The 25,923-nt window shown below is 28.8% G+C and carries 24 protein-coding genes; 11 read left to right on the forward strand and 13 right to left on the reverse strand.

Annotation, left to right across the window (positions count from 1 at the left end):
• Genes msrA through AC5SLW_RS05795 form a run of 4 tightly spaced genes read left to right on the forward strand, consistent with a single transcriptional unit; the run spans position 1 to position 5,253 of the window.
• Positions 1-444, forward strand: a complete 444-nt coding sequence (gene msrA, locus AC5SLW_RS05780) for a peptide-methionine (S)-S-oxide reductase MsrA (RefSeq protein WP_494574923.1) — start codon at positions 1-3, stop codon at positions 442-444.
• Between the two features lies 1 nt (position 445).
• A complete protein-coding gene (locus AC5SLW_RS05785) occupies positions 446-1,258 on the forward strand; it encodes a rhodanese-like domain-containing protein (RefSeq protein WP_494574925.1) in 813 nt (270 codons plus the stop codon).
• Between the two features lie 3 nt (positions 1,259-1,261).
• Positions 1,262-2,131 (forward strand): efflux RND transporter periplasmic adaptor subunit, encoded by an 870-nt coding sequence (locus AC5SLW_RS05790; protein ID WP_494574927.1) that lies wholly within the window; start codon positions 1,262-1,264, stop codon positions 2,129-2,131.
• Positions 2,131-5,253: an efflux RND transporter permease subunit gene (locus AC5SLW_RS05795; RefSeq protein ID WP_494574929.1), complete on the forward strand. Its 3,123-nt coding sequence runs from the start codon at positions 2,131-2,133 to the stop codon at positions 5,251-5,253. The genes AC5SLW_RS05790 and AC5SLW_RS05795 overlap by 1 nt, the downstream gene beginning before the upstream one ends.
• Here AC5SLW_RS05795 and AC5SLW_RS05800 read toward each other — a convergent pair.
• Positions 5,250-5,849: a transglycosylase SLT domain-containing protein gene (locus AC5SLW_RS05800; protein WP_271616188.1), complete on the reverse strand. Its 600-nt coding sequence runs from the start codon at positions 5,847-5,849 to the stop codon at positions 5,250-5,252. The genes AC5SLW_RS05795 and AC5SLW_RS05800 overlap by 4 nt on opposite strands.
• Positions 5,850-6,274: 425 nt before the next feature.
• Here AC5SLW_RS05800 and AC5SLW_RS05805 point away from each other — a divergent pair, with 425 nt between their 5' ends.
• Complete coding sequence (locus AC5SLW_RS05805) at positions 6,275-6,991, forward strand: 2,3-bisphosphoglycerate-dependent phosphoglycerate mutase (protein ID WP_494574931.1); 717 nt, start codon at positions 6,275-6,277, stop codon at positions 6,989-6,991.
• On the opposite strand, the gene AC5SLW_RS05810 is transcribed toward AC5SLW_RS05805, so the two are convergent.
• The 7 genes from AC5SLW_RS05810 to polA are packed head-to-tail and all read right to left on the reverse strand — an operon-like array spanning position 6,980 to position 15,477.
• On the reverse strand, positions 6,980-7,669 hold the full coding sequence (locus tag AC5SLW_RS05810; protein WP_494574933.1) for a sugar phosphate nucleotidyltransferase: 690 nt from the start codon (positions 7,667-7,669) through the stop codon (positions 6,980-6,982). The two genes, AC5SLW_RS05805 and AC5SLW_RS05810, sit on opposite strands and share 12 nt — an antisense overlap.
• Complete coding sequence (locus AC5SLW_RS05815) at positions 7,666-8,631, reverse strand: aminoglycoside phosphotransferase family protein (RefSeq protein ID WP_011281540.1); 966 nt, start codon at positions 8,629-8,631, stop codon at positions 7,666-7,668. Before AC5SLW_RS05815 ends, AC5SLW_RS05810 begins: the two co-directional genes overlap by 4 nt.
• A gap of 3 nt (positions 8,632-8,634) precedes the next feature.
• The gene (locus AC5SLW_RS05820) at positions 8,635-9,093 is read right to left on the reverse strand and encodes a bifunctional tRNA (adenosine(37)-N6)-threonylcarbamoyltransferase complex ATPase subunit type 1 TsaE/phosphotransferase (protein ID WP_011281541.1); all 459 of its coding nucleotides are present in this window, start codon (positions 9,091-9,093) and stop codon (positions 8,635-8,637) included.
• Complete coding sequence (gene ahcY / locus AC5SLW_RS05825; RefSeq protein WP_494574935.1) at positions 9,077-10,363, reverse strand: adenosylhomocysteinase; 1,287 nt, start codon at positions 10,361-10,363, stop codon at positions 9,077-9,079. Before ahcY ends, AC5SLW_RS05820 begins: the two co-directional genes overlap by 17 nt.
• A gap of 43 nt (positions 10,364-10,406) precedes the next feature.
• The gene (locus AC5SLW_RS05830) at positions 10,407-11,945 is read right to left on the reverse strand and encodes a sensor histidine kinase (RefSeq protein WP_006997712.1); all 1,539 of its coding nucleotides are present in this window, start codon (positions 11,943-11,945) and stop codon (positions 10,407-10,409) included.
• Entirely contained in the window at positions 11,945-12,652 is a 708-nt protein-coding gene (locus tag AC5SLW_RS05835) for a response regulator transcription factor (protein ID WP_006997711.1), read from the reverse strand. Before AC5SLW_RS05835 ends, AC5SLW_RS05830 begins: the two co-directional genes overlap by 1 nt.
• A 50-nt stretch (positions 12,653-12,702) precedes the next feature.
• Complete coding sequence (polA, locus tag AC5SLW_RS05840) at positions 12,703-15,477, reverse strand: DNA polymerase I (protein WP_494574937.1); 2,775 nt, start codon at positions 15,475-15,477, stop codon at positions 12,703-12,705.
• Between the two features lie 50 nt (positions 15,478-15,527).
• On the opposite strand from polA, the gene AC5SLW_RS05845 reads away from it, so the two are divergent.
• A complete protein-coding gene (locus AC5SLW_RS05845; protein WP_494574939.1) occupies positions 15,528-16,457 on the forward strand; it encodes an ABC transporter ATP-binding protein in 930 nt (309 codons plus the stop codon).
• A gap of 32 nt (positions 16,458-16,489) precedes the next feature.
• A complete protein-coding gene (locus AC5SLW_RS05850; protein ID WP_018413593.1) occupies positions 16,490-17,041 on the forward strand; it encodes a biotin transporter BioY in 552 nt (183 codons plus the stop codon).
• On the opposite strand, the gene AC5SLW_RS05855 is transcribed toward AC5SLW_RS05850, so the two are convergent.
• Entirely contained in the window at positions 17,034-17,597 is a 564-nt protein-coding gene (locus AC5SLW_RS05855; RefSeq protein WP_006997707.1) for an ActR/PrrA/RegA family redox response regulator transcription factor, read from the reverse strand. The genes AC5SLW_RS05850 and AC5SLW_RS05855 overlap by 8 nt on opposite strands.
• Positions 17,598-17,745: 148 nt before the next feature.
• Between AC5SLW_RS05855 and AC5SLW_RS05860 the strand changes: the two genes are divergently transcribed.
• Genes AC5SLW_RS05860 through speB form a run of 3 tightly spaced genes read left to right on the forward strand, consistent with a single transcriptional unit; the run spans position 17,746 to position 20,845 of the window.
• The gene (locus tag AC5SLW_RS05860) at positions 17,746-18,924 is read left to right on the forward strand and encodes a type III PLP-dependent enzyme (RefSeq protein WP_494574941.1); all 1,179 of its coding nucleotides are present in this window, start codon (positions 17,746-17,748) and stop codon (positions 18,922-18,924) included.
• Complete coding sequence (locus AC5SLW_RS05865; RefSeq protein ID WP_006997705.1) at positions 18,924-19,967, forward strand: 1,9-bis(guanidino)-5-aza-nonane synthase; 1,044 nt, start codon at positions 18,924-18,926, stop codon at positions 19,965-19,967. The genes AC5SLW_RS05860 and AC5SLW_RS05865 overlap by 1 nt, the downstream gene beginning before the upstream one ends.
• A 2-nt stretch (positions 19,968-19,969) precedes the next feature.
• Entirely contained in the window at positions 19,970-20,845 is an 876-nt protein-coding gene (speB, locus tag AC5SLW_RS05870; RefSeq protein WP_494574943.1) for an agmatinase, read from the forward strand.
• Here speB and AC5SLW_RS05875 read toward each other — a convergent pair.
• From AC5SLW_RS05875 to AC5SLW_RS05890, 4 genes are read right to left on the reverse strand one after another with little or no spacing between them, the layout of a single operon-like run.
• A complete protein-coding gene (locus AC5SLW_RS05875; RefSeq protein ID WP_018413597.1) occupies positions 20,842-21,396 on the reverse strand; it encodes a queuosine precursor transporter in 555 nt (184 codons plus the stop codon). The genes speB and AC5SLW_RS05875 overlap by 4 nt on opposite strands.
• Entirely contained in the window at positions 21,396-21,719 is a 324-nt protein-coding gene (gene rpmB, locus AC5SLW_RS05880) for a 50S ribosomal protein L28 (RefSeq protein WP_018413598.1), read from the reverse strand. Before rpmB ends, AC5SLW_RS05875 begins: the two co-directional genes overlap by 1 nt.
• A 53-nt stretch (positions 21,720-21,772) precedes the next feature.
• Positions 21,773-22,825, reverse strand: a complete 1,053-nt coding sequence (locus tag AC5SLW_RS05885; protein WP_494574945.1) for a quinone-dependent dihydroorotate dehydrogenase — start codon at positions 22,823-22,825, stop codon at positions 21,773-21,775.
• Positions 22,825-24,387, reverse strand: a complete 1,563-nt coding sequence (locus tag AC5SLW_RS05890) for a lysine--tRNA ligase (protein WP_494574947.1) — start codon at positions 24,385-24,387, stop codon at positions 22,825-22,827. Before AC5SLW_RS05890 ends, AC5SLW_RS05885 begins: the two co-directional genes overlap by 1 nt.
• 90 nt (positions 24,388-24,477) lie before the next feature.
• Here AC5SLW_RS05890 and AC5SLW_RS05895 point away from each other — a divergent pair, with 90 nt between their 5' ends.
• A complete protein-coding gene (locus tag AC5SLW_RS05895; protein WP_271564182.1) occupies positions 24,478-25,923 on the forward strand; it encodes a TrkH family potassium uptake protein in 1,446 nt (481 codons plus the stop codon).

Raw genomic sequence — 25,923 nt, forward strand, 5'->3', positions numbered from 1 at the left:
ATGGAAATAGCAGTATTAGGATTGGGATGTTTTTGGGGACCAGAAATTAAGTTTAGTAAACTTGAGGGAGTTATTAAAACTGAAGTTGGCTATTGTGGAGGTGGCAGCAAAACAGTCACTTACAAAGAGGTATGTACTGGTAATACAAATCATGCAGAAGTTGTTAAGTTAGATTTTGATCCTAAAATTATCTCTTATGAAAAGATTTTAGATTTCTTCTTTGAAATTCATGACCCTACAACCTTAAATTCACAAGGACCTGATTTTGGGACGCAATATAGAAGTGAAATATTTTACCTAAATGACAGACAAAAAGAAATTGCTGAGAGTGTTATAAAAAAAGTAAATTTAAAATTATCAGGAAATGTTGTAACAAAATCTTCTTTATTAAAAAATTATTGTCCAGCAGAAGAATACCATCAGAGATATTTGGAAAAAAGATAATATGTCTTTAGTTGACACAAATTGGTTAGAAGAAAATTTAGATAAAGTAAAAATTATTGATTGCTCATGGCACATGCCTCAGACAGAACGTAATGGTTTTGATGAATATAAAAACAATCATATTAAAAATGCAATTTTTTTTGATTTAGATAAAAACTCTAAAAAAAATACTGATCTACCTCATATGTTAACAGATGCTAAGTCATGGGAAAATATTGTGTCTAGCATGGGAATTAAAAATGATGATCAAATAGTTATTTATGATAATTCGGATGTAATTAGTTCATGTAGATGTTGGTATAATTTTATCTATTTTGGTCACAATCCAGAATTAGTCCATGTATTAGATGGAGGATTAAAAAAATGGATTCAAGAAGATAAAGCAACCACTAGTGATATAATTAAGATTATTCCCTCTAACTATATTGCAAATGAAAAAAGAGAGTTAGTAAAAGATATAAACCAAATTAACAAAAATATTTTAGAAAAAAATTTTAATGTTATTGATGCAAGAAGTTTAGAAAGATTTGAGGGTAAAGTTCCTGAGCCAAGAAAAGGATTGCGAAGTGGCTCTATCAAAAAATCTTTTTGTCTCCCCTTCTCTGAACTTATAAATCAAGATCATACATTTATTAGTAAAGAAAAGATTCATGAAAAGTTTAAAACAACTGGATATGAAATAGGTAAAAACATTGTGTTTACTTGTGGTTCTGGTGTTACCGCTTCAGTTTTGGCTCTTGCTTATTCCTTAATAAATAATAAATATATGCCTACTATTTACGACGGATCATGGAGTGAATATGGAAAAAATTAAAATATGAAAAGATCTACAAAAATTGGAACTGCAATCCTTGCCTTCTTTTTAATTATTACAATAGTAATTGTTGGAAGAACAATGATAGGAAATCATTTTAAAAAAAAATTTAGCAAAAGACCTCCTCCAGGAATAATAGTAACTGAGGTTGTAACAAAAAATTTCTCTCAAAAAGTTTCAACTTATGGAACAGCAATTCCTTTTAGAACTAAATCATATAAAATTGAAAAATATGAAATAGTTGACCCAATAGAATTCAATAGAAAATTGAAAAAAGGTGATTTAATAACAAAATTAAAAACTAGAAATTTAATAGCATCTTTTGATGGAGTGGTGACTAAAAGAGATTTTTCAAATGATATTAAAGTTTCTGAAAGTTCTCTTTTAATACAACTAGAGGATACTTCGATAATTTATGTAGATGTAGATATTCCTGAGCTTTACGCAAATTTTATTAAAGAAAATTTAAATGTTGATGTTAAATTTTCAGGTAATAGTGAAAAAATTTATTCAGGTGTTGTTGACTCAACAGCTGGCAGGATTGATGTGGATACAAGATCTTTAGCTATAAGAATAAAATTAGAAAATGATAATTTTGAAATTTTACCAGGTTCTCTTTTGGAGATTATAGTTAAATATAATGAGAGAAATTCCATGAGTATTCCGGATACAAGTTTAATCATGGAAGGTAACAAAACTTATGTTTATAAAGTTGCAGAAGATAATGTGACTAATAAAACTGAAATTGTTATTGGAATAAGAGATTCTGGTTTTATTGAAGTAGTTTCAGGTTTAGCTAATGGAGATAACATTGTAGCTGAGGGTTTAAAAAAAGTTAGACCAAGAGGCGAAATTAAACCAATTAAAAAATAATGTTTATAACTGATATAAGTATAAGAAGACCAGTTGTTGCTTGGGTAATGTCTCTTATATTAATTGTTTTTGGAATATTTGTTTTTTCACAATTGCCAGTAAGAGAACTGCCTGAGGGCTTACAACCACCTGTAGTTCAAGTTAAAGTAGACTACAAATCTGCATCAGCTCCTATAATTGATCAGGAAGTAACACAAGTAATTGAAGATGTAATAGGTGGAGTAGAAGGAATAAAAAATATTAACTCAACATCAGAAAATGGAAGCAGTTCAATTGATGTTGAATTTAATTCTGATATAGATCTTGATAATGCTGCTAATGATATAAGAGAAAGGGTTGCAAGAGTTGTCGATAGATTGCCAAGTGAAGCAGCAGCACCTCAAATACTTAAACAATCAGCAGGATTTTCAACTACTATGTGGCTGGCCGTATCTTCAGCAACCTGGAGTGATTTAGAGCTTGGAGATTATGTTGAAAGATATTTAGTAGATCAATTTTCAAGTGTTAAAAATGTTGGAACAATCTCAACTGGTGGCTTAAGAGATTTAAGTGTTAGGATCTGGATTGATCCAATTAAACTTGCTGCAAATAATTTAACTATTCAAGAAGTTGAAGGAGCAATAAGGAAAGAAAATGTCAGCCTACCCGCAGGAACATTAGAAGCTACCAACATAGATTTAATACTAAATTTAGATAAGTCATATAACGATATAGAAAAACTAAAAACATTACCTATTAAAAAAAATCAAAATAGTGTTGTAAGACTTTCAGATATTGCCAATGTTGAGTTAGGCCCAGTTTCAGAAAAAAATCTTTTTAAAGCTCAAAGTAAAGATGCTTTAGATTTAAAGACAGTTGGAATTGGTATTTATGCAAAAAGTGGCGCTTCAACTGTAGAGCTTTCTAAAGAAATAAGTAAAAAAATTGAAGAAGTTAAAAAAACATTACCAGATGATCTAAATATAGAAGTTGCTTTTAACAGAGCAACATATGTGGGTACAGCTATCGATGAAGTATACAAAACTTTAATCATCGCTTTTATACTTGTAGTTATTATTATTTATTTATTCTTAGGTAATATAAAAGCTGTAATTGTACCAGCAGTTGCACTACCTGTGAGCTTAATAGCATCGTTTTTGGGTCTTTATTTGTTTGGTTTATCAATAAACATATTTGTCTTATTAAGTTTTATTTTAGCAATTGGAATAATTACTGACGACTCGGTCATAATGACAGATGCAATTTATAGAAGAATTGAAAATAGAGAGAGCCCATTAATTGCAGCTTACAAAGGGTCAAAACAAATCAGCTTTGCAATCATTGCAACAACTTTAATTCTAGTTGCGGTTTTTATTCCTTTAATTTTCATAGATGGAATTGCAGGAACATTATTTAGAGAAACAGCAATAGCATTATCTGTTTCTGTCGTGGTGTCCTCTTTTGTCGCTCTTACACTATCACCTATGTTAGCAAGTAAGTTTTTAAAGAAAGAGCCAAAACAAAATTTTATAGTCACTAAATTTGATAAATTTTTTAAATCATTGTTAAAATTTTATGAAGAAACATTGGGGTATTGGCTAAATAAGAAAAAAATTATAATTTCATTTATTGTCTTCACTATTATTATTTCTAGTGTTTTGTTTAGTATTACAAAAAAAGAATTATTACCCTTAGAAGACCGAGGGGTTTATCTTGTTCTTGGATTTACAGATGAAGGAAGTTCTTTTGAATATACTGAAAAAAGAGCAGAAGATGTTGAAAAAAGATTAATTCCCCTTCTTCAAGCTGAGGATAGTCCATATAAAAGATTTATAATGAGAGTGCCAGGCTTTGGTAGTAATAAAAATTCTTTTAATAGCTTTATAATAATTGCATTATTGGATGAATGGGCTGAACGAGATAAAAGTTCACAAACAATAATGAGAGAAGCAATTGGAAAAATTGTGACTGTTCCTGAAACAGTAGCTTTTCCAATATCACCTCAATCAATTAGAGTTTCTAGTTACAATAAACCTGTTCAAATGGTTATATTGGGCAGCACTTATGAGGAGTTAGAGGAAATACAGTCTAAAGTTATCAATAAATTAAGACAAAATAAAAATTTATCTAGAATAGAATCTGACTATTCTAGAGACAAACCAGAAGTCAAATTAGTAATTAATAAAAATAAAGCTAAAGATTTAAGTGTGTCTACTGACTCAATTGGCAAAACCTTAGAAACCCTTTACGGTGGAAAAACTGTAACAAAATTTAATAGACTTGGTAAAGAATACCCAATTATACTTCAACAATACTTGGCAGATAGACGATCGCAAGAAGGCCTTTCTAAAATATTTGTTAGATCTGAAAGCTCTGGTAAACTTATATCTTTATCAAATTTAGTAGAGTTCAGTGAAATTGGATCTGCAAAAAAATTAGCAAGATATAACAGGCAGAGAGCTGTAACAATATCTGCAAATATATCGGAATCTTATACACTTACAGAAGCAATTGCATATTTAGAAGAAACAATGGAAGAAATTGGCTCTTCTAATCAAATTGCATGGAAAGGTAAATCAGAAGAAATAAAAGAAACTAGTAATGAACTATTTATTATTTTTGGATTAGCATTTCTAACTGCGTACCTAGTAATGGCTGCAACCTTTAATTCATTTATTCATCCATTTATTATTATGTTAACTGTTCCACTTGCTTTGTTTGGAGGTTTAGTCTTTATATTATTCTTGAACAGTTCTATTAATATCTTCTCACAAATAGCGCTTGTCATACTAATTGGAATATCAACTAAAAATAGTATTCTAATTGTTGATTATGCCAATCAGTTAAGAACAGCTGGAAAAAATATAGAAACATCTGTTAAAGAAGCTTGTCAATTAAGATTTAGACCCATAATGATGACGTCAATAAGCACAATGATAGCAATGATGCCATTGGTTATAGGAAATATTGGGCCAGGCGCAGGTGAAGCTTCAAGATTAGCAGTGGGTGCAACTATTCTGGGAGGAATGATTATATCAACATTTTTTACATTATATGTAACGCCAACCATGTATTTGGTGTTAGCAAAGAATACGAAACGAATTGATGCTGTTGATATTGAGCTAAAAAAACAACTTCGTTAAAATATAATATATTTATTTTTATTTAATCTTTTCTGGCAATCTTGTAATTGTGATTTGTATTTATTAGATTGTTTTTCTACTTTTTTAGCTAAACCTATAACTTTCTGATTATTCTTATAATCTTTATAACCACCCCACCCTTCATGATACGCAAGATACTGTCTAAAGGCATCTTTCTTAGAAATTTTTAAAAGAGATTCAGTTTTATCGGTATACCAACCAATAAAATCAACACTATCTTTAAACCTTGTTCTTGTTGCTAATTTATTTCCAGTTTCATTTTTATACTGCTCCCAAGTTCCCTTTACTGCTTGTGAATATCCAAATGAACTAGAAGGCCTCTTAAATGGAATAATCTTAAATAATTTTTGCCTTGGTGGTTTGGCTAGCCAATCAAAGTCCGATTCCATCTTAATTATAGCTAACTGAATATAAATTGGGGTTCCCCATTTTTGTTCAGTTTTCTTTGCATGTTTATACCAAAGATATCTTTCATTAAAAATTGAGCAACTATTTGAAGTGTTTTGAGGTATTGAAGAGCAGCCAACAATAAAAATAGCTGATAAAATTAAAAAATAATTTCTAAGTTTTGTCATACCTAATTACAACCTTATAGATAAATACTACTAATATAACACCTAGAATATTTCCAAATAAATCACTCATCTCAAATGCTCGAACTGGAATGATAATATGAAATAACTCCAAAATTATTGACAATAGAAACAAATAAAAAATTAAAAAATTAATTTTTTCAGTATTATGAAAAGAAAATAATCCTAGGCTTGTGAGCAAAATAAATGCATAAACATGATTTGCTGAAACTATAAAATCTTGAGTAATTTGGGGTTGTACATAACAATCATTATACAAAAAACATCCAAAAATACTCCCTGGGTATAAATAAAGTATTATCAATATGATATTTGAGGAATAAAACCCAATTCTAAAAAAGTATTTTAATTTATTCATAATAATCTTATTTATTTTATTTATTTTATCAGTTATCAGAATATATCAAATGGCTCATTTAATTTTAGTAAGACATGGTCAAAGTGAATGGAATCTTGAGAAAAGATTTACGGGTTGGGTTGATGTTGATCTCACTGGGCAAGGGAAACTAGAAGCCTGTAAAGCTGGTGAATACATTAAAGAAATTAAAATTGATATTAATCATTTTTATTCGTCATTTCAGTTAAGGGCTATTAACACACTAAAATTTATCCAAGACACATTAAGAGATAAAAGAGAACCAATTAGAGCCTGGCAATTAAATGAAAGACATTATGGAGCTTTAACGGGGCTAAATAAAGATGAAATGAAAGAAAAGCTTGGTGAAGATAAAATACATGCTTTTAGAAGATCTTGGGATGTTAAACCAGATCCATTAAGTAGAAACAATCCATATCACCCATTAAATATAGAGGTTTATAAAAGTATTCCAAAAGAAAATATTCCTGACACCGAGTCCCTTAAAGATACCTACGATAGAGTTATGAAATTTTATATTGATGAAATTCAAATGAAAATAAAAAATGATAAAAATATTTTAATTTCAGCTCATGGAAATTCTATAAGAGCGTTATGCAAATTTTTATTTAAATTAGACAATCAAAAGATAACATTACTCGAAATACCAACAGGCAATCCACTTTTGATAAATCTAGACTCAAAGCAAAATATTAAAGAATGCACTTACCTAGATCAAGATAGAGCTAAGGACTTGTTAGTTTTTTAATAATTTTTTGTAAATATTGAGATCTGTTAAATGTTTAAAGTCTTCAAAACTCTCAAAACCATATAAATCGTCTTTATCAATTAATTTATTCCAAATATTTGAAATGGGAAAATTGCCTACTTCATATGAGTCAAATAAACCCTTATTTATAATTTGGCACCCTGTATAAATTAAATGATTAAGTTCATCTTTTTTTAAAATATTTTTTTTAAGATTGAAATCACCCTTCAAATTTTTGTCAAAACTCAAGTTTTCATTAACTAATAAAAGTATATTTTTAACTTTATTTAAAAAATAAAATTTCTCCATATCTTTAATATATTTTTTATAACTCTCATTCCATAAGGTGTCTGGATTAAATATCATAAAATCTTTTTCATTAGATGAATTTATTAAATTTAAAATTCCACCTCCCGTATCTAAAATATTTGGGCCATCATTTATTGTTTTAATTTCTAAATTAAATTTCTTATCTTTAAAAAATTGTTCAATTTTTTCACTTAGGTAAAATGTGTTAATTAAAATCTTATTAATTCCCAAAGAGTGTATTAATTTAATACAATTTTCTAATAAAGTTATTTCATTTATCCTTAGTAAAGGCTTAGGGGTTCTCAGTGTTATTGGATTTAAGCGTTTACCATATCCAGCACATAAAATTAATGCAGTTTTAATCTTCATTTCTGATTTCTTATTTTTTTGGAAAAATTAAGCTCTAATAAGCTTTTGAGCTCAGAAAATTTTTTATTGTTGGAAATTCTTAATTCAATTAACTTCCAGGCATAGGGAATTAATTTCAAATATTGCTTTTTCTTATCTCTCATGGCCAATCTAGTGAATATTCCAATGATTTTCATATTTCTTAAAATGGACAATATTTCAAAATCACTTAATAACGTAGCCTTGTTAACTCTTTTTTTATTTAGTTTTAGATAATAACGATAAATTTTATTTTTAAATATTTCATCTGTCCTAAATCTAACATCATCAATTAGGGAAGCTAAATCATAAGCCCTATTTCCAATTAAAGCATCCTGTGAGTCGATAACTCCTATTTTATTTTTGAACTTCATTAAATTCGATACATGAAAATCTCTATGAACAAAAACTTTTTCTTTTGATTGAAGGTGCGTTAGTAAAAACCTAATTTGTTTTTTTATATCAATTTTAAACTTGGCTAGTTTATTTTGTTTTACAAATTTTTTTGCATACCATTCACAAAATAAATTTGCCTCATTGAATAATTTAACATTATCATAAATAGGAATTTTATAAGTTTTACCTTTAAAGTTTTTAGATCGATTTTGTTTAATTTTTTGAATCACTCCAAGTAAATCAATAGATTTTTTATAGAGAGTTTCTTTTTGGTTTTTATTTTTTTTTAATAAACTAAAAACCGAGTCGTCTCCAAAATCTTCAATTTCTATATAATTTTTTTTATAATTTTCGCTATAAAGTTTGGGTGCTAAAACTTTATTTTTAATTAGAAGACTATTTATTGCATCATATATTAGCAAATTTTTCTCTTTTTCCTTAGAAGCAAAAACTATGATTGATTTTTTTTTTGATAATGACTTTCTATAAAAAGATCTAAATGATGCGTCACCTTTAATTTTTTTTAATTTATCATTAGTTTGTAACATCTATTATTTATTTTTAACTCCCTTAATTGTTAAATATCTTTTATTTAAATCATCATTGTATTCAAAATGTAAATCAATTTTGGAGTCAATAGTTTCTTTTATTTTCTCAGGCCATTCAATTAATGTCACAACTTCTTCTCTATTTTCAAATAAACCAATGTTTTTTATCGCACTATAGTCAGTCAACCTGTACAAATCATAATGCTGTATTATAAAATTTCCAACATCATATTCATTTACCAAATTAAAGGTAGGACTAGTAACTTCGGTTAAATTGACTTTATTTAATTGTTGAAGATTATTAATGAGATGTCTTATAAATGTGGTTTTGCCAACACCTATTTCACCATGAAAATAAGCTACATCTCCTTTTTGTAGTGTTCTTGAAAAACTTTTAGCTAGCTCAGATGTTTTATCTTCTAGGGAGATGTCTATTTTTTCGCTATTAGTAGCGATAAGCATCTGGTTTGAATGGACCTTCTGTTTCAACACTTATATAGTCAGCTTGGTCTTTTGATAGTTTCGTAAGTTTGGCACCTACTTTTTTTAAGTGAAGCATTGCCACTTTCTCATCTAATGATTTTGGTAATACATAAACTTTATTTTCATAATTTTTATGATTATGCCAAAGTTCAATTTGTGCCATTACTTGATTAGTAAATGATGCACTCATTACAAAACTTGGATGCCCTGTTGCACAACCTAAATTTACCAATCTACCTTTGGCTAAAAGAATAATTCTCTTTCCATCAACTAATTCTATTTCGTCAACTTCTGGTTTTACTTCTGTCCATTTATAATTTTTTAAGGCTTCTACTTGAATCTCATTATCGAAGTGTCCAATATTACAAAGGATTGCTCTATCTTTCATATTTCTCATATGATCTGCAGTAACAATATCTATATTACCTGTAGCAGTAACAACAATATCTGCCTTGCTTATAGCTTCATCCATTAAAACTACTTCATAACCTTCCATTGCTGCTTGGAGTGCACAAATTGGATCCGCTTCTGTAACCATCACTCGAGCACCACTTTGTCTTAAAGATGCAGCACTACCTTTTCCAACATCCCCAAAGCCTGCTACAATTGCAACTTTACCAGACATCATTACATCTGTGGCTCTTCTAATTCCATCTACTAAACTTTCTCTGCAACCATATAGGTTATCAAATTTGGATTTTGTAACTGAGTCATTAACATTAATTGCTGGAATCATTAATGTTCCATCTTTTTCCATTTTGTTTAATGCTTTAATTCCAGTCGTTGTTTCTTCTGAAACACCTTTTACTTCCTTTAACAAATCTTTGTAATCGCTGTGCATCATTGCAGTTAAATCACCACCATCATCTAATAGCATATTTGCTTTCCAGTCTTTTTTACCTTCTATTGTTTGTCTTATGCACCATACAGCTTCCTTTTCAGTTTCACCTTTCCAAGCAAAAACTGGTATTCCTGCTTTAGCTATTGCTGCAGCAGCATGATCTTGTGTTGAAAAGATATTACAAGAAGACCATCTAACTTCTGCTCCAAGCTCTACTAAAGTTTCAATTAAAACTGCTGTTTGAATTGTCATATGAAGACATCCCAGTATTCTTGCTCCTTTTAAGGGTGCTTTTCCTGAGTATTCTTCTCTTAATGCCATTAGACCAGGCATTTCACTTTCAGCTATCGAAATTTCTTTTCTTCCAAAGTCTGCTAGCGATATATCTTTAACCTTAAAATCATCCATTGCTCAGTTTTATATAATAAAAACTTAATTAATCAACTTATGATTAAACTTTAGGGAAGACAATCTCAACATTTGCGCCTTCTTGCGTTACATTGTTTGAGGCATTAATGGTAGCACTATGGAGTTCAACAAGGTTTTTTACTATATTTAAGCCTAAACCAGAGTGCTCACCAAAGGTGTCAGGTCTATTACTATAAAATCTATTAAATATTTTTTTTGTATCTGTTTCCTTAAATCCTTTACCTTCATCAATAACTTTAAAAATAATTTTATCTTTATCTCCTTTGTAAATTTCAACTAAGATTTTTTTGTTATCATCACTAAATGAAATTGAATTATCTAATAAATTTGCAATAATTTGTTCAATTCTATTTTCTATTCCATTAATAAAATATTCTTCTTGATCATCTTGATCATTTAACATTATTTTAATTCCTCTTTTTGCTTCATAAATATTATTAAAATCATCTACTACAGATCTTGCAATTAATTTGAGATTAATTTTTTTCATTTTTTCTTTACTTAATGCAACCTCATCTTTTAGTATTTGAGAATAATCAGTGATCAATCTTTCAATTCTTTGAACATCGTGATTGAGAATACTAATTAATTTACTTCTTTGAGATTGATCATCAGTTTCATTTAATATTTCTGAAGCACTTTTTAATGAGGTTAAGGGGTTTCTTATCTCATGAACAAGATCAGTTGAAAAATTTTCTGCATGTGAAATTCTTTTTTGAAGTTCACTTGTCATATCATCTAAAGAATTTGACAAAGTTCCTAGCTCGTCATTTCTACTTTTAAGTTCATTAATATTTGTTTTTTTTTTGCTCTTTTCTTTTATAATTTTTGTATATGCTACTAAGTTCTTTATAGGTTTTAGAAAATATCTATTTAAAACAAAAGAGAATATAAATATTACTATAATTATAAATATTGCTGTTCTTAGAATAAATGTTTTTCTTTCATCAATAGCAGATTTTACATCATTAGCATTTTCTGAAATTGCTAGGTATCCAATATTAACTCCATTTAGTGTTATGTTTTTAACTGTTGTTAGTAAAAATTGATCATAGCCTTCCTGTATAAAAGTAAAGGGCTTCCCATAATCTTTTGACCACGAATAATTAGTAAGAACATCTTTGAATGAAACGGTTTTTTCTTTATTTATATTTTTTGTTTCAACAATTTTTTTGCTTTTTTCTTCGTCTAATATTTCTAGCTCGACTATATCTAATCTACTAGAAAAGGATCTTGGGTCTAAATCTAGCGTATCAGTATCACCTACTAAATTAAATTGATTATCAAATAAGATAACTCTATCTAAGTTTTGAAATAAAAATCTTGTTGAAAATAAAAATTTTCTAATATCTTCTTCCTCAAATTTTATATTTAACCTTAAAATATGCTCAATTGTATTGTTAATTATTTGAATATGTTTGGAGGTTTTATTTTTTATTAAATTAGGTTTTGCATTGCTAATGTAAAGTGCTGTTAAAATTCCTATAATTAAAAAAATAACCAAATTAATGAATAAAAATTTTTTTAATATAGATAAACTTTTTAGAAAATTACTGAACATTAACTAACGTTCCATCTGTATCCACTGCCATATCTTGTTTCTATAGCTGTAAAATCAGGATCAACTTTTTTAAATTTTTTTCTAATTCTTTTAACATGACTATCAATAGTTCTATCTTCAATATCAGTATCTTCTCGATAAGCAATGTCCATAAGCTGAGCTCTTTCTTTTATTATTCCCGGTCTCTTTGCTAATTCTTTAACTATTAAAAATTCTGTGGTAGTTAGTTTATCTGGTAGTTGCTTGTTATCCCATTCACATTCAAGTTGTGAAGGGTCAAGTTTTAGCTTCCCATGTGAAATAATATTTTTTGTGTCTTCAAGATTATTGTTTATATCTTTTTTTCTAAGTTGAACTCTTATTCTTTCTATTAAAACTTTAATGGAAAAACCTCCTGATTTTTTTATAAAATCATCTGCACCCAATTTTAAGCCTAATAATTCATCTATCTCATCATCTTTTGAAGTTAAAAAAATTACAGGCAAGGAAGTTTTTTTTCTTAACTTTTTTAAAAGCTCTTCACCATCCATTTTTGGCATCTTTATATCTATAACAGCAAGGTCTGGTGGATTTCTAGTTAACCCAATTAGAGCACTTTCTCCATCAATGTAAGTTTGAACTTTAAAGCCTTCTTTTTCAAGAGCTATACTTATACTTGTGAGTATATTTCTATCATCATCAATAAGAGCTATTGTTTGAGTTTGCATATTCTACTTTAAAAATACTAAATTGTTCTAATTTAGGCAATGGAGATAAATTAATGAAGTATTCCCCAATTGTCCCCTGTATTCACGTCTACCGTCAATGGTGTTGAAAAAGTGTGTAAATCACTTTCTGTAACACTCGTCATTTCATCCTTGATTATTTCAGTTATATTTTTGACTTCTTTTACTGGAACTTCAAAAATTAACTCATCATGAATTTGTAATAATATTTTTGATTTATTATTTTTAATACTTTCAAATTTTTTATTAAGTCTAATCATTGCAAGTCGCATGATTTCTGATGCTGATCCTTGAATAGGAGCATTAATAGCTGCTCTTTCTTGAAAATTTCTTACATTGAAATTTTTATCATTAATTCCATTAAAATGAGATCTTCGACCAAAAATATTGGTTACATATCCACTTTTTCTACAAAACTTAATTGTATTATCCATATAAATTTTTATTTCGGGAAATTTTAAAAAATAAGCATTTAAAAATTCATCTGCTTCATGATTTGAAACGTTGATTTGTTTTGCAAGTCCATATTGTGAAATACCATAAATTATTCCAAAATTAATAGCCTTAGCCTTCCTTCTCATGTCTTGGTCTACTTTTTTAATATTAACGTTAAATACTTGGCTTGCTGTAAGAGAATGAATATCTTCATTGTTATTAAACGCTTTTTTCAGCTCCTTAACTTCTGCCAAGTCAGCTAAAATTCTCATTTCAATCTGATTATAATCTGCAGATATTAATGTGAAGCCCTTTTCTGCTATAAAAGCTTTTCTTATATCTTTACCATCCTCTGATTTAATAGGAATATTTTGTAGGTTTGGATCACTGGATGCCAGTCTTCCTGTTGTTGTTGCTGCCAATAAAAATGATGTGTGGACTCGTTTAGTATTTGGATTAATGTGTTCAGGTAAAGCATCTGAGTAAGTGTTTTTAAGCTTGGACACTTGTCTCCAATCTAAAATTAATTTTGGAAATTCATGTCCTTTAAATGCTAAGTCTTCTAACACACTTGCATTTGTGGCAAAACTACCTTTTCTAGTTTTTTTAAGTACAGCAATTTTTAAATCATTATAAATAATTTCACCTAATTGTTTTGGAGATGCAATATTAAATTCTTTTTTTGAAATTTTAAAAACTTCTTTTTCTAGTTTACTTATTTTTTTTTCAAATTTTTCAGACAAAACCTTTAAAAATTTATTATCAATTTTAATTCCTTCAATTTCCATAAATGCTAGTATCTTAATTAAAGGTTTTTCAAAGATTTCATAAATATTAGTTAATTTCTCTAATTTTAAATTTTTACTAAATATTTTGTATAATCTGTAAGTAATATCAGTATCTTCAGCAGCATACTCCATTGCCTTATCTAGCTCTACATCACTAAAGTTTATTTCTTTTTTACCTGTACCAACAATTTCTTTAAATGAAATTGTTTTATGCTGTAGATGAATCTCAGACAAGGTATCCATATTATGTCTATTTTTTCCAGCATCTAATACATAAGACATCAGCATTGTATCTTCCATTGAATTCATATTTATTCCATGTTTATACAAGACAATAAAATCAAACTTAATATTTTGACCAATTTTTTTTACACTCTTGTCTTCTAAAAGTGGTTTGAGTTTTTTAATTACAGTTTCTTTTTTTAAACATCCTTTAAACTTATGACCGATTGGAATATAACAAGCCTTGCCAATTTTAGTGCTTAATGAAATTCCCACTAAATCAGTCTGATGTGCATCTAAAGAACTAGTCTCTGTATCAATTGCTAGCTCTCCAGCTTCTTCTGCTTCATTAATCCACTCATCTATTTCTTTTTCATTTGTAATTAGATGATAATTTTTTTTACTTATATTTTGATGTTTTTTTTCAGGCTTTGTCTCTTTTGCTGTCTCTTCTAACAGTGGTTCTCCGTATGCAGAAATGACAGAACTAAGAAGTCTATTAAACTCCATTTCTCTTAAAAATTTATATAGTTTATCTTTATCAATCTTCTTGAGATGAAATTCCTCTAACTTTCTTTCAACTGGAGCATCTTTCATTAGTGTCACTAATTTTTTGCTAATTATCGCTTTATCTTTGTTCTCTATAAGTGTTTCTCTTCGTTTATTTTGTTTTATTTCTTGAGCGTTATCTAATAATTTTTCTAGGGTTCCATACTTATTAATCAATTCTGCTGCAGTTTTTACACCTATCCCAGGTACTCCCGGAACATTATCACTACTGTCTCCAGCTAAGGATTGAACATCAATAACTTTTTCTGGGCCCACTCCAAATTTAGTTACTATATCTTCAGGTGTTATAAATTTATTTTTCATAGGATCGAATATACGAACGTCTTTTCTATACAATTGCATTAAGTCTTTATCTGAAGAGACTATTGTCACCTTTGCACCCTTTGCTAAAATTTGCTCTACATAAGTGGCTATTAAATCATCTGCTTCATAATTTGGAAGATCTACAGATGGTAAATTAAAAGCAACTACAGACTTCCTTATGTATTCAAACTGTGGTGCTAAATCATCTGGGGCTTCTGATCTATTAGCTTTATAGTCTGAATAAATTTCATTTCTAAAAGTTTTTCTAGCAGCATCAAATATTACAGCAAAGTGTGTTGGTTTTTGAAGATTTTCATTTGATTTTGAATCCTCTAATAGTTTAAATAGCATACTGCAAAATCCACTAACTGCACCTACTGGAAGACCGTCACTTTTTCTAGTTAGGGGTGGTAATGCATAATAAGCTCTAAAAATGTAACCTGAACCATCTATTAAATAAAAATGATCTGTTTTTTTTATTTTATCCATTAAATAATATTATCTTAAATATTTTAAATACTATAAATGTATTACCACGCATGGAGCAAAAAAATATACTTTCTGTTAAAAATTTAAAAAAAATTTATTCAAACAAACAAGATGGGGACAACCTTGCATTAAACGATTTAAACTTAGACGTGAAAGAGGGAGAAATTTTTGGCCTTCTTGGTCCTAATGGTGCTGGGAAAACAACATTTATAAATATTTTAGCTGGAACAGTGGTTAAAACAGCAGGACAAGTAAGTGTCTGGGGTTTTGACTTAGATGAAAACCCCAGACAAGTTAGAGCTTCGGTTGGAATAGTTCCTCAAGAAGTAAATCTTGATCCATTTTTTAGCCCAAGAAAATTATTAGAATTACAGGCTGGTCTTTATGGAATTAAAGAAAAAGATAGAATTACAGATACAATTCTAAAATTAGTATCCTTAGAAAAACAAGCTAACAGCTATGCTAGAAGTTTATCTGGTGGAATGAAAAGAAGGTTGTTAATGGCTAAAGCTTTAGTTCATCAGCCACCAATAGTTATTCTAGATGAACCTACTGCTGGTGTTGATGTGGAGTTAAGACAAAATTTATGGAAAAATGTAAAATTATTAAATGAACTTGGTGTAACAATCATTTTAACAACTCATTACCTCGAGGAGGCTGAGGAAATGTGTGGAAGAATAGCTATATTAAATAAAGGAAATATTGTTGCCCTAGACAGCACTAAGAATTTATTAGATAGAATTCAAACCAAAAAAGTAACCTTTAAAACTGATATAAAGATAAATATTAACAATGATGATCTAGAATCTTTAAAAATAGTTTCACACTTAGATAATGAAGTTTGTGTTTCTTATGAAAAAAGTAAAATTAATATGGAAGAATTAATTAATTTAATTAAGAAAAATAACGTCAAAATTATAGATATTTCAACTGACGACGGTGATTTAGAGGATGTTTTTTTAAGATTAATAAAAAACTAGATTATCACATTAATAAATAGTAATTTGTGGATATGGATCTATTAAAAACAAATACAATTCAAAAAGTATTAAAAACATTTATTCTAATTTTTATAGGAACAATGGCTTTAACTATTTCAGCTAAATTAAAAATACCATTTTATCCTGTGCCTATGACAATGCAAACATTTGTAGTTCTTTTTTTAGGAATTGCTTTCGGGTATAAAATTGGCCTGGCATCTGTTGCCGTTTATCTTCTGGAGGGTATTCTAGGTATGCCTGTATTTTCTAACTCACCAGAAAAAGGTATTGGAATAGTTTATTTTACTGGTCCAACAATGGGATATTTAATTGGATTTTTATTTGCTTCTTTTTTTGCAGGCTATTTAAATCTTAATAAAAATATTTTTATAATTTTTGGAAAATTAATATTTTCTGTTTCTGTAATCTATGTATTTGGAGCTATTTGGTTGGGAACTTTAATTGGATGGGATAAACCAATTCTTCAATTAGGAGTGACACCATTTTTATTAGCTGAATTATTTAAAATTTGCTTATTGGCTATATTGGCTAAAAAAATTATCAAATTTAGAAAATTTATCTAGGGGATCTTTTAGATAAAATTCTTTGTAACGTTCTTCTGTGCATTTTAAGTCTTCTAGCAGTTTCAGATACATTTCTATTGCATAATTCAAAAACTCTATGAATATGTTCCCACTTAACTCTATCAGCTGACATGGGGTTTTCTGGTGGTTCAGCTTTTTTCTCTGGATCGGCTAGTAATGCTTTTTCAACATCATCTGCGTCTGCTGGCTTTGCTAGATAATCAATTGCACCTTCTTTAATCGCAGCAACAGCCGTTGGAATATTTCCATATCCTGTTAACATTATAATTCTACTGCTTGGATTAGAAATTTGAATTTGCTTTACTACCTCAAGTCCATTTCCATCAGCTAGTCTTAGGTCGACAACTGCAAAAGCTGGTTTTTTCTCTTTAACAGATAGTATTCCTTTTTGTACACCCTCAGCTTGAAAAACCTCAAATCCTTTTTTTTCCATAGCTCTTGCAAGCCTGTCTCTAAAGGGGTTGTCATCATCAACGATTAATAAGGATTTATTATCAAAATCACTTAATTTTTTTAAATTAGCTGCTTCAACCATATTATTAATATGGTGCCTTATCTGATAATTTCAACACCCATTATTTGCTTTACATTAATTAACTATTACCTTATTTGCATGATTTATATGAAAGTTTTTAAGTATTTAAGAACTTTTTTTTATTAAATTTTTTTTGGGGACATATGAAATGCAAAAATTTAAAACAGTTGATGAGCTTATAAATCAACTAAAACCAGAAAAGCCTATTTATTGTATTAGAAAAAAATCTATACAGTTTGCCTCTTCTTATTTTAGAAATAAATTTCCTGGTAAAGTTCTATATGCTGTTAAAACTAACTCACATCCTGAGGTTTTAAAAACAATAGTAGAAAGTGGAATTGAAAACTTTGATGTAGCTTCTATTCAAGAAATTAAAGACATCAGAGCTATCTCCCCTGATGCAAAATGTTCATATATGCATACTGTTAAGAGCAGAGAAAGTATTAAGGAAGCTTACTTTAACTATAATATTAAAACTTTTTCTTTAGATACTAAAGATGAATTAATAAAAATTATTGAAGCAACCAATCAAGCAAAAGATCTTGAACTATTTGTAAGAGTTGCTGTTTCAAATGAACATGCTCAAATAGATCTATCTAAAAAATTTGGTGTATTAACCTCTGAAGCTACTGGTTTATTAAGACTAACAAAACAATATGCAAAAAAAATTGGCTTAAGTTTTCACGTTGGCTCTCAATGTATGCACCCAATTTCTTATGCAAAAGGAATTGGAGAGATTGGAAATATAATAAAAAAAACAAAAATTATTCCTGATTACATTAATATTGGTGGTGGATTTCCTGCAATCTATCCTGATTTAGTACCTCAACCTTTAGAAAATTATTTTGAAGAAATAAAAAAAAGTTTAACTAATTTAGAACTAGAAAAACTTCCAGAATTATTATGTGAGCCTGGAAGAGCAATAGTTGCAGAAAGTGGCTCTACAATTGTCAGAGTAAATCTTAGAAAAAAACAAAAACTTTATATAAATGATGGAACATACGGAACTCTTTTTGATGCTGGCACACCAAATATGGTTTACCCATCTCGTTTAATTAAATCTAGCAAGATAATATCAAAAAAATTAACTGCTTTTGATTTTTATGGTCCCACCTGCGATAGCATGGATTACATGAAAGGGCCATTTTTACTTCCAAATAATATTAAAGAAAATGATTATATTGAATTAGGTCAGCTTGGAGCCTACGGTCTAACTTTTAGAACTCAATTTAATGGTTTTTATTCTAATGAGATTTATGAAGTAGAAGATGAGCCAATAATGACCCTGTATGGTAAAGACAGCAATAAGGCTATACTAGTTGCCTAATGTCAGAAAACAAAAATTTAACTCATAATAGTAAAAAAAGCTTCTTACAAAATCCAGTTGAACACATAGATATTACATCGTTTGATGCAAGAAAGATAATTTCCTCAATGGAAAAAATGTCTTTTGTTTCAAGAGAAACAGCAAATGCAGCCAACATTTTTAATGAAATGATTCAAGATAAGGATTGTACAATTTTTTTAACACTTGCTGGTTCCACTTCTGCTGCGGGATGTATGAATATTTATAAAGATTTAGTTAAATACAATATGGTTGATGCAATTATTGCTACAGGAGCTTCAATAGTTGATATGGATTTTTTTGAAGCTTTAGGCTTTAAACATTATCAAGGTTCACAATTTCAAGATGACACTGAATTAAGAAAAAACTATATAGATAGAATTTACGATACATATATTGATGAAGATGAATTACAGGAATGTGATCAAAAAATATGTGAAATAGCAGATACACTTGATCCTAAAAGTTACACATCAAGAGAATTTATTTATGAAATGGGAAAATATTTAAAGAAAAATTCTAAAAAAAAAGATTCTTTAATTGAAACTGCATATGACAATAATGTTCCCATTTTTTGTCCTGCATTTACAGACTCAAGTGCTGGTTTTGGATTGGTCACTCATCAAGAAAATAATCCTAAAAACCATATTACGATAGATTCTATTAGAGAGCTTCGTGAATTAACTGAAATAAAGATTCAATCAAAAGGATCTGGCTTATTTATGATTGGTGGAGGAGTTCCTAAAAACTTTGTTCAAGATACTGTTATCTGTGCTGAACTTTTAGGAAAAGAGGTTGAGATGCATAAATATGCAGTTCAAATTACAGTAGCAGACTCTAGAGATGGTGCTTGCAGCAGCTCTACATTAAAAGAGGCAAGCTCGTGGGGTAAAGTAGATATTGCAAAAGAACAAATGGTTTTTGCAGAAGCAACTAGTGTCCTTCCTTTGATTGCAAGTGATGCTTATCATAAAGGTGATTGGAAAAATAGAACGAGAAAAAACTTCTCAAAAATATTTAAATAAAATTGAAATATCTTTCTAATAAAAATGGTTTTCTAGGAATTGACAATGATGTTAATTTTAAAGAGAAAGTAGTAGTTGTTCCATTTGGTTTAGAAAAAACTGTAAGTTATGGTGGTGGCACTCGTAATGGCCCTAAAGAAATCATCAAAGCATCTCATCAAGTTGAGCTATATGATGAAGAATTACATTGTGAACCCTATAAAAAAATTGGGATTAAAACTTTAAAACCATTTAAAATTGATAAAGACATTAAAAAAGCTCTTAAAAAAATGTCTGATATAAATCAAGAAATATTAAATAAAAAATTATTTCCAATCACTTTTGGTGGAGAGCACTCAATAACACCTGGATGTATTGCTCCATTTGTAAAAAAATACAAAGATATATGTTTACTACATTTTGATGCGCATGCAGATTTAAGAGAGAGTTATAATGGTGAAAAATTTTCACATGCTTCAGCTATTAAGAGATGTCTTGATCATAAAAATGTTTCCATAATTTCATTTGGGATCAGAAATATATCTCAAAGTGAAATACCATTCTTAAAAAAAAACTCATCTAGGATTGATATCTTTTGGGCAAAAGACAAAAATAAATGGGATCTAAAAAAATTTAAAAAAATGATAAAGAATAAAACAGTTTATTTAACATTTGATGTTGATGGTTTAGATTCAAGCATAATGCCCGCAACAGGCACACCTGAACCAGGTGGACTATTGTGGGATGAAACTTTAGATATCATACGGATAGCTGCTAAAAACTCTAATATTGTTGGTGCAGATATAAATGAACTTTCACCTATAAAAGGTTTTAATTCTTACAATTTTCTTGTAGCAAAACTTGCTTATAAAATATTGTCATACAAATTTTTATACTAAGCTTTTGAAGCTTTAAAAGTTCCTAATAATAATCTAAATGGAATTAACATTGCTAAAGCAACAAATATTTTAACAGCTAAATCACCTAGAGATAAAGTGACCCATGGTATTCCCGTTGCATAAAATGAGATGGAGAAGAATAAAAATGTGTCAACAGTAGACCCAATTAACGAGGAAGTTAATGGAGCAACAAACCATTTCTTTTTTCTTAAATAGTCAAAAATTTGAACATCTAACAACTGTGCAACCATAAATGCTATACCTGAACCTATAGCAATTCTAACTGAAATTAAGTCTGCAAAATTTGTTGAAAAGAAAAGAGTAAATACAATCCCTATAATAAAACCAACATAAACAATTTTTCTAGCTACAACCTTGCCATAAGATCTATTTGCCAGATCCGTAATTAAAAAAGCAACTGGATAGCTAAAAGCACCATAAGTTAATATTTCTTCTAAACCATAATAATTGATTGGAAATTGTACTAAATAATTTGAAGTTAAGACAACAACTCCCATTATAAATGAGAGTAGTATAAAAAACTTTTTCATTAAGCTGATTTACTAGGAGATGCTTTTGGTGCCTTTTTAATAAAAGGCGATTTAATTAATATACTTTTTTTTAATTTTTTCAGTCTAGGCGAAATATTTTTATTTTTTACTGTCTTTAAAAATTGATCAAAGGTACCTTTTTTATCAACACATCTAACACCAGCATTACTAACAGTTAAAGTTAGGCTTCTTTTCAAAAGTTCACTTGTAAATTTAGCTTTTTTTAAATTAGGTAGAAATCTTCTTTTAGTCTTATTGTTAGCGTGACTAACATTGTGACCTTTCATAGGAATTTTACCAGTTAATTCACATTTTTTAGACATAATATTTAGTGACTATATAAGATGTGTTCATGATCTCGTCAAGTTTATTAGGATCAATTAGTCAGCTTCTTTCCTATTATTTCTTTAAAATTCTTAATACCTTCGTCAATTAATATTTCTTTAAGCTCTTTTTTTATCTTTCCTACAATGTTTGGTCCTTGAAAAACCATTCCTGTATATAACTGAACATAGCTAGCTCCTGCCTGAAACTTTTTATAAGCACTTTCTCCTGAGTCCACACCTCCTACCCCTATAATTTCAATCTTGCCCTTAAGCAGTTTATAAAACTTACTTATTAGTTTATTGGCCTCTTCCTCTAGTGGCTTGCCTGATAGCCCACCTTTTTGATGCTTTAAAATATTATTCAATTTTTCTCTATTTTTAGCTGTTGTGTTTGAAACAATTATTGCACTAACTTTATGTTTAATTAAAATTTTACTTATTAGTTCAATTTGTTCGTCTGAAATATCTGGAGAGATTTTTACTACAATTGGAATTTTTGATTTAAGTTTAACTTTTTCTTTTTCTATTGCATTCAACAATTCATCAAATTTAGTCTCATCATGAAAAGCTCTTAGATTTTCTGTGTTAGGCGAAGAAATATTAACTGTAATATAGTCAGCGATATCATAAAAGTTTCCAAGTCCAATCAAATAATCATTTAATCTATCTTCACTATCTTTATTGGGACCTATGTTGATCCCTAATAAACCTTTATGTGAATTAGATCTAATTCTATGGCTAATATTTTCTGCTCCTAAATTATTAAAACCTAACCTATTTATAAGAGCCTGATCTTCAACCAACCTAAAAACTCTTGGCTTTGGATTTCCATATTGCTCAAGTGGGGTAACCGTTCCTACTTCAACAAAACCAAACCCAAGTTTAAACAGTGGGTTATAAACTTCAGCATTTTTATCAAACCCGGCAGCCATTCCTATTGGATTATCTATATTCTTACCAAATAAATTAGTCTTAAATATTGGATCTCCTTTATTTTGATCAGCTATGTTTGGTAATATGTTTAGTTTTAAAGACTTAATTGCTAAATTATGAGCAGTTTCAGGATCAATTTTGAAAATTAGTGATCTGAATTTTGAAAACATTATTTTATTTTTTCTTTAATTAACTCTTTAGTTTCGTTTACTCCAAAAAAACTTATAAAAAATCCCATTCTTGGTCCATTTTCATTTCCAAAAACAACCTCATAAATTAATTTAAACCAATCCCGCAAGTTTTCTGCGTAACCATTTTCTTTTCCTGTTGAATAAATTAATGTCTGAATATCCTCAGGCAACATCTTATCATTGCAGCTATCAAGAGACTTAACCAGTGCTTCTAATGCAACTTTTTCATTTGCATCAGGGGTTTTGTATTTTTTTTGTAATTTTATTACGTCATTAAAATACTTAATCGCATAACCTATAAGATTATCAAAAATTGGGTGTTCTTTTTCTAAAAGGTTTTTTTTATATTTTTTTACAAACTTCCAAAGTAACTCCTTAGAGTCTGCATTGCTCGTTTCTACTAAATTTAAAAGCATTGAAAAGCTCATAATGGTATCTTCTTTAGGAATTAATCCATTATGCACATGCCAAACAGGATTCATTAATAGCTGTAACTCATTTTGTGTTTTAGCTTTTTCTATAAAGTCCAAGTACTCATCGACTGTTTTAGGAACTATTTCTTTGTATAGTTTTTTTGCTCTTTTAGGATTTTGATACATATATAATGAAAGACTTTCGGGTGATGCATACTCCAGCCACTGATCAATTGTAATTCCATTTCCTTTTGATTTGGATATTTTTTCTCCTTTTTCATCTAAAAAAAGCTCATAAGCAAACCCAGATGGGTTTGTTTTTCCAATTAACTTGATTATTTTTGATGATAATATTGCACTTTCAATTAGATCTTTTCCATACATTTCAAAATCTATATCAAGAGCGTACCATCTCATTGCCCAATCTACTTTCCATTGTAATTTGCAATTTCCATCTAAGATACTTGCCTCAAGTTTTTTTCCATTATTATCAAATATAATTTTGGATTTTTCTTTTAGTATTTCTAAAACTGGAATTTCTAAAACCTTACCAGTGTCTGGACAAATTGGTAAAAATGGACTGTAAGTTTTTTGTCTTTCTTTCCCTAGTGTTGGAAGAATTATATCCATAATACCTTGATAATTTTCTAGGATTATCTGTAATGTGGGATTAAAAAAACCACCCTTATAAAGAACTGAAGAGCTTTGAAAATTATATTCAAAATTAAATTTATTTAAAAAATCTTTTAACATTTCATTGTTGTGTTCGCCAAAACTTGAAAATTTTTCAAATGGATCTGGCACTTGAGTTAAAGGCTTATGAAGATTGTTATTCAAGAGCTCTTGATTTGGAACGTTTTCTGGAACTTTTCTAAAGCCATCCATGTCATCAGAGAAAGTTATGATTTCCGTTGGTATATCTGTGAGTTGTTTTAAAGCATTAACCATCATCGATGTTCTTGCAACTTCACCAAATGTACCTATATGGGGTAGCCCACTTGGACCATAACCAGTTTGTAAAATTATTTTACCTTTTTTATCAATAAAGGACTTTCTTTCACGCAGTAATTTTTTAGCCTCAACAAAGGGCCATGCGTTAGTTTTATCTAAATTATCTTTTTCAATCACTTTGTTTAATAACAAATATCTTATATTTGGTGTTTTTATTAATTCTTATAGAGTTGAAATTTATTTACCATAAAATAATGTTCTTTCAAAATGTCTAATTATAAAACTGTTTTTTTTACCTTGGGTGTTTTGCAAATTATTCTTGGAATTTCCATGATGATTCCAATTATAGCTCAGTTTATATATTCAGAAATTGACTCCTCTTTTATTGGAGGTTCTATAATTTCTATAATATTTGGTGTTTTATTTTTTTTAACAAATTTAAATCATGATAAAAAATTAAATCTACAACAAGCGTTCTTATTAACTGCTCTTTCTTGGTTAAGTATTGCAATATTTGGTTCTTTACCTTTTATTTTTTCTACTCTTGAACTTTCAATTACTGACTCTTTCTTTGAAAGTATGTCTGGAATCACCACGACAGGGTCGACAATTATCTCCAACTTAGAGAGTGCTCCAAGATCGATACTTTTGTGGCGAGCAATGCTTCAATGGTTAGGTGGAATTGGTATTATTGTAATGGCAATAACCTTAATGCCAATAATGAATGTTGGTGGAATGCAATTGTTTAAAATTTCAAGTAATGATTCTTCTGAAAAACTATTACCAAAATCAAAAGAAATTTCACTTAGACTAATTTACGTTTATTTAGGTCTAACCGTGCTTTGTGCTTCTACATATAAAATTTTTGGTATGAATATTTTTGATAGCTTAACTCATTCAATGACCACGATAGCAACTGGTGGCTTTTCAAATTATAACGAATCTATTGGATATTTTAATAGTCTACCTATCGAAATATCATCCATGGTTTTCATCATATTAGGGAGTTTACCTTTTATTGCTTATATAAAATTTTTAAATGGAGACAGAAAAATTCTTATCTCTGATGTTCAAATAAAATCGTTTTTAAAAATTATTATTTTTTCAATTATTATACTTTTTATTTATTTACTTTTTCATAACAAAGATTTTTCTCAAATAAATATTAGGACTATTTGTTTTAATGTTATCTCTATATTAAGTGGAACGGGATATGTTACTGGAGAATTTGATGGATGGGGTAATTTTCCACTCATTTTCTTTCTAACTTTAATGTTCATTGGTGGTTGTGCTGGTTCTACCACATGTGGAATTAAAATTTTTAGAATTCAAATTTTATACCTTTTTATTATTAATCAATTAAAAAAGATTATTTATCCAAAAGGCATATTCATAATAAAATATGATAAAAATAATGTTGATGATAAATTTATGGCTTCCATCATTTCTTTTATCTTTCTTTATTTGGTTATATTTTTTTTAATAACTGCATTTTTATCCTTAAGTGGTCTAGATTTTGTTACTTCAATTTCTGGTGCCGCAACTTCTATCTCAAATGTTGGTCCAGGATTGGGCTCTACAATTGGCCCTAATGGCAATTTTTCAAGCTTACCAGAAATATCTAAATGGATTTTAAGTCTTGGAATGATATTGGGTAGGTTGGAATTATTTGCTATACTTGTATTGTTTCTTCCATCATTTTGGAGAAATTAA

It is taken from the genome of Candidatus Pelagibacter sp. PS_40 (genome assembly GCF_059417765.1).

Coding starts and splice junctions, on each gene's coding strand:
- polA (WP_494574937.1), bottom strand. CDS start 15,477: ATGGATAAAATAAAAAAAACAGATCATTTTTATTTAATAGATGGTTCA.
- AC5SLW_RS05895 (WP_271564182.1), top strand. CDS start 24,478: ATGTCTAATTATAAAACTGTTTTTTTTACCTTGGGTGTTTTGCAAATT.
- msrA (WP_494574923.1), top strand. CDS start 1: ATGGAAATAGCAGTATTAGGATTGGGATGTTTTTGGGGACCAGAAATT.
- AC5SLW_RS05810 (WP_494574933.1), bottom strand. CDS start 7,669: ATGAAGATTAAAACTGCATTAATTTTATGTGCTGGATATGGTAAACGC.
- rpmB (WP_018413598.1), bottom strand. CDS start 21,719: ATGTCTAAAAAATGTGAATTAACTGGTAAAATTCCTATGAAAGGTCAC.
- AC5SLW_RS05790 (WP_494574927.1), top strand. CDS start 1,262: ATGAAAAGATCTACAAAAATTGGAACTGCAATCCTTGCCTTCTTTTTA.
- AC5SLW_RS05795 (WP_494574929.1), top strand. CDS start 2,131: ATGTTTATAACTGATATAAGTATAAGAAGACCAGTTGTTGCTTGGGTA.
- AC5SLW_RS05860 (WP_494574941.1), top strand. CDS start 17,746: ATGCAAAAATTTAAAACAGTTGATGAGCTTATAAATCAACTAAAACCA.
- AC5SLW_RS05800 (WP_271616188.1), bottom strand. CDS start 5,849: ATGACAAAACTTAGAAATTATTTTTTAATTTTATCAGCTATTTTTATT.
- AC5SLW_RS05830 (WP_006997712.1), bottom strand. CDS start 11,945: ATGTTCAGTAATTTTCTAAAAAGTTTATCTATATTAAAAAAATTTTTA.
- AC5SLW_RS05845 (WP_494574939.1), top strand. CDS start 15,528: ATGGAGCAAAAAAATATACTTTCTGTTAAAAATTTAAAAAAAATTTAT.
- AC5SLW_RS05835 (WP_006997711.1), bottom strand. CDS start 12,652: ATGCAAACTCAAACAATAGCTCTTATTGATGATGATAGAAATATACTC.
- AC5SLW_RS05785 (WP_494574925.1), top strand. CDS start 446: ATGTCTTTAGTTGACACAAATTGGTTAGAAGAAAATTTAGATAAAGTA.
- AC5SLW_RS05875 (WP_018413597.1), bottom strand. CDS start 21,396: ATGAAAAAGTTTTTTATACTACTCTCATTTATAATGGGAGTTGTTGTC.
- AC5SLW_RS05855 (WP_006997707.1), bottom strand. CDS start 17,597: ATGGTTGAAGCAGCTAATTTAAAAAAATTAAGTGATTTTGATAATAAA.
- AC5SLW_RS05815 (WP_011281540.1), bottom strand. CDS start 8,631: ATGTTACAAACTAATGATAAATTAAAAAAAATTAAAGGTGACGCATCA.
- ahcY (WP_494574935.1), bottom strand. CDS start 10,363: ATGGATGATTTTAAGGTTAAAGATATATCGCTAGCAGACTTTGGAAGA.
- AC5SLW_RS05885 (WP_494574945.1), bottom strand. CDS start 22,825: ATGTTTTCAAAATTCAGATCACTAATTTTCAAAATTGATCCTGAAACT.
- AC5SLW_RS05865 (WP_006997705.1), top strand. CDS start 18,924: ATGTCAGAAAACAAAAATTTAACTCATAATAGTAAAAAAAGCTTCTTA.
- AC5SLW_RS05850 (WP_018413593.1), top strand. CDS start 16,490: ATGGATCTATTAAAAACAAATACAATTCAAAAAGTATTAAAAACATTT.
- AC5SLW_RS05805 (WP_494574931.1), top strand. CDS start 6,275: ATGGCTCATTTAATTTTAGTAAGACATGGTCAAAGTGAATGGAATCTT.
- AC5SLW_RS05820 (WP_011281541.1), bottom strand. CDS start 9,093: ATGCTTATCGCTACTAATAGCGAAAAAATAGACATCTCCCTAGAAGAT.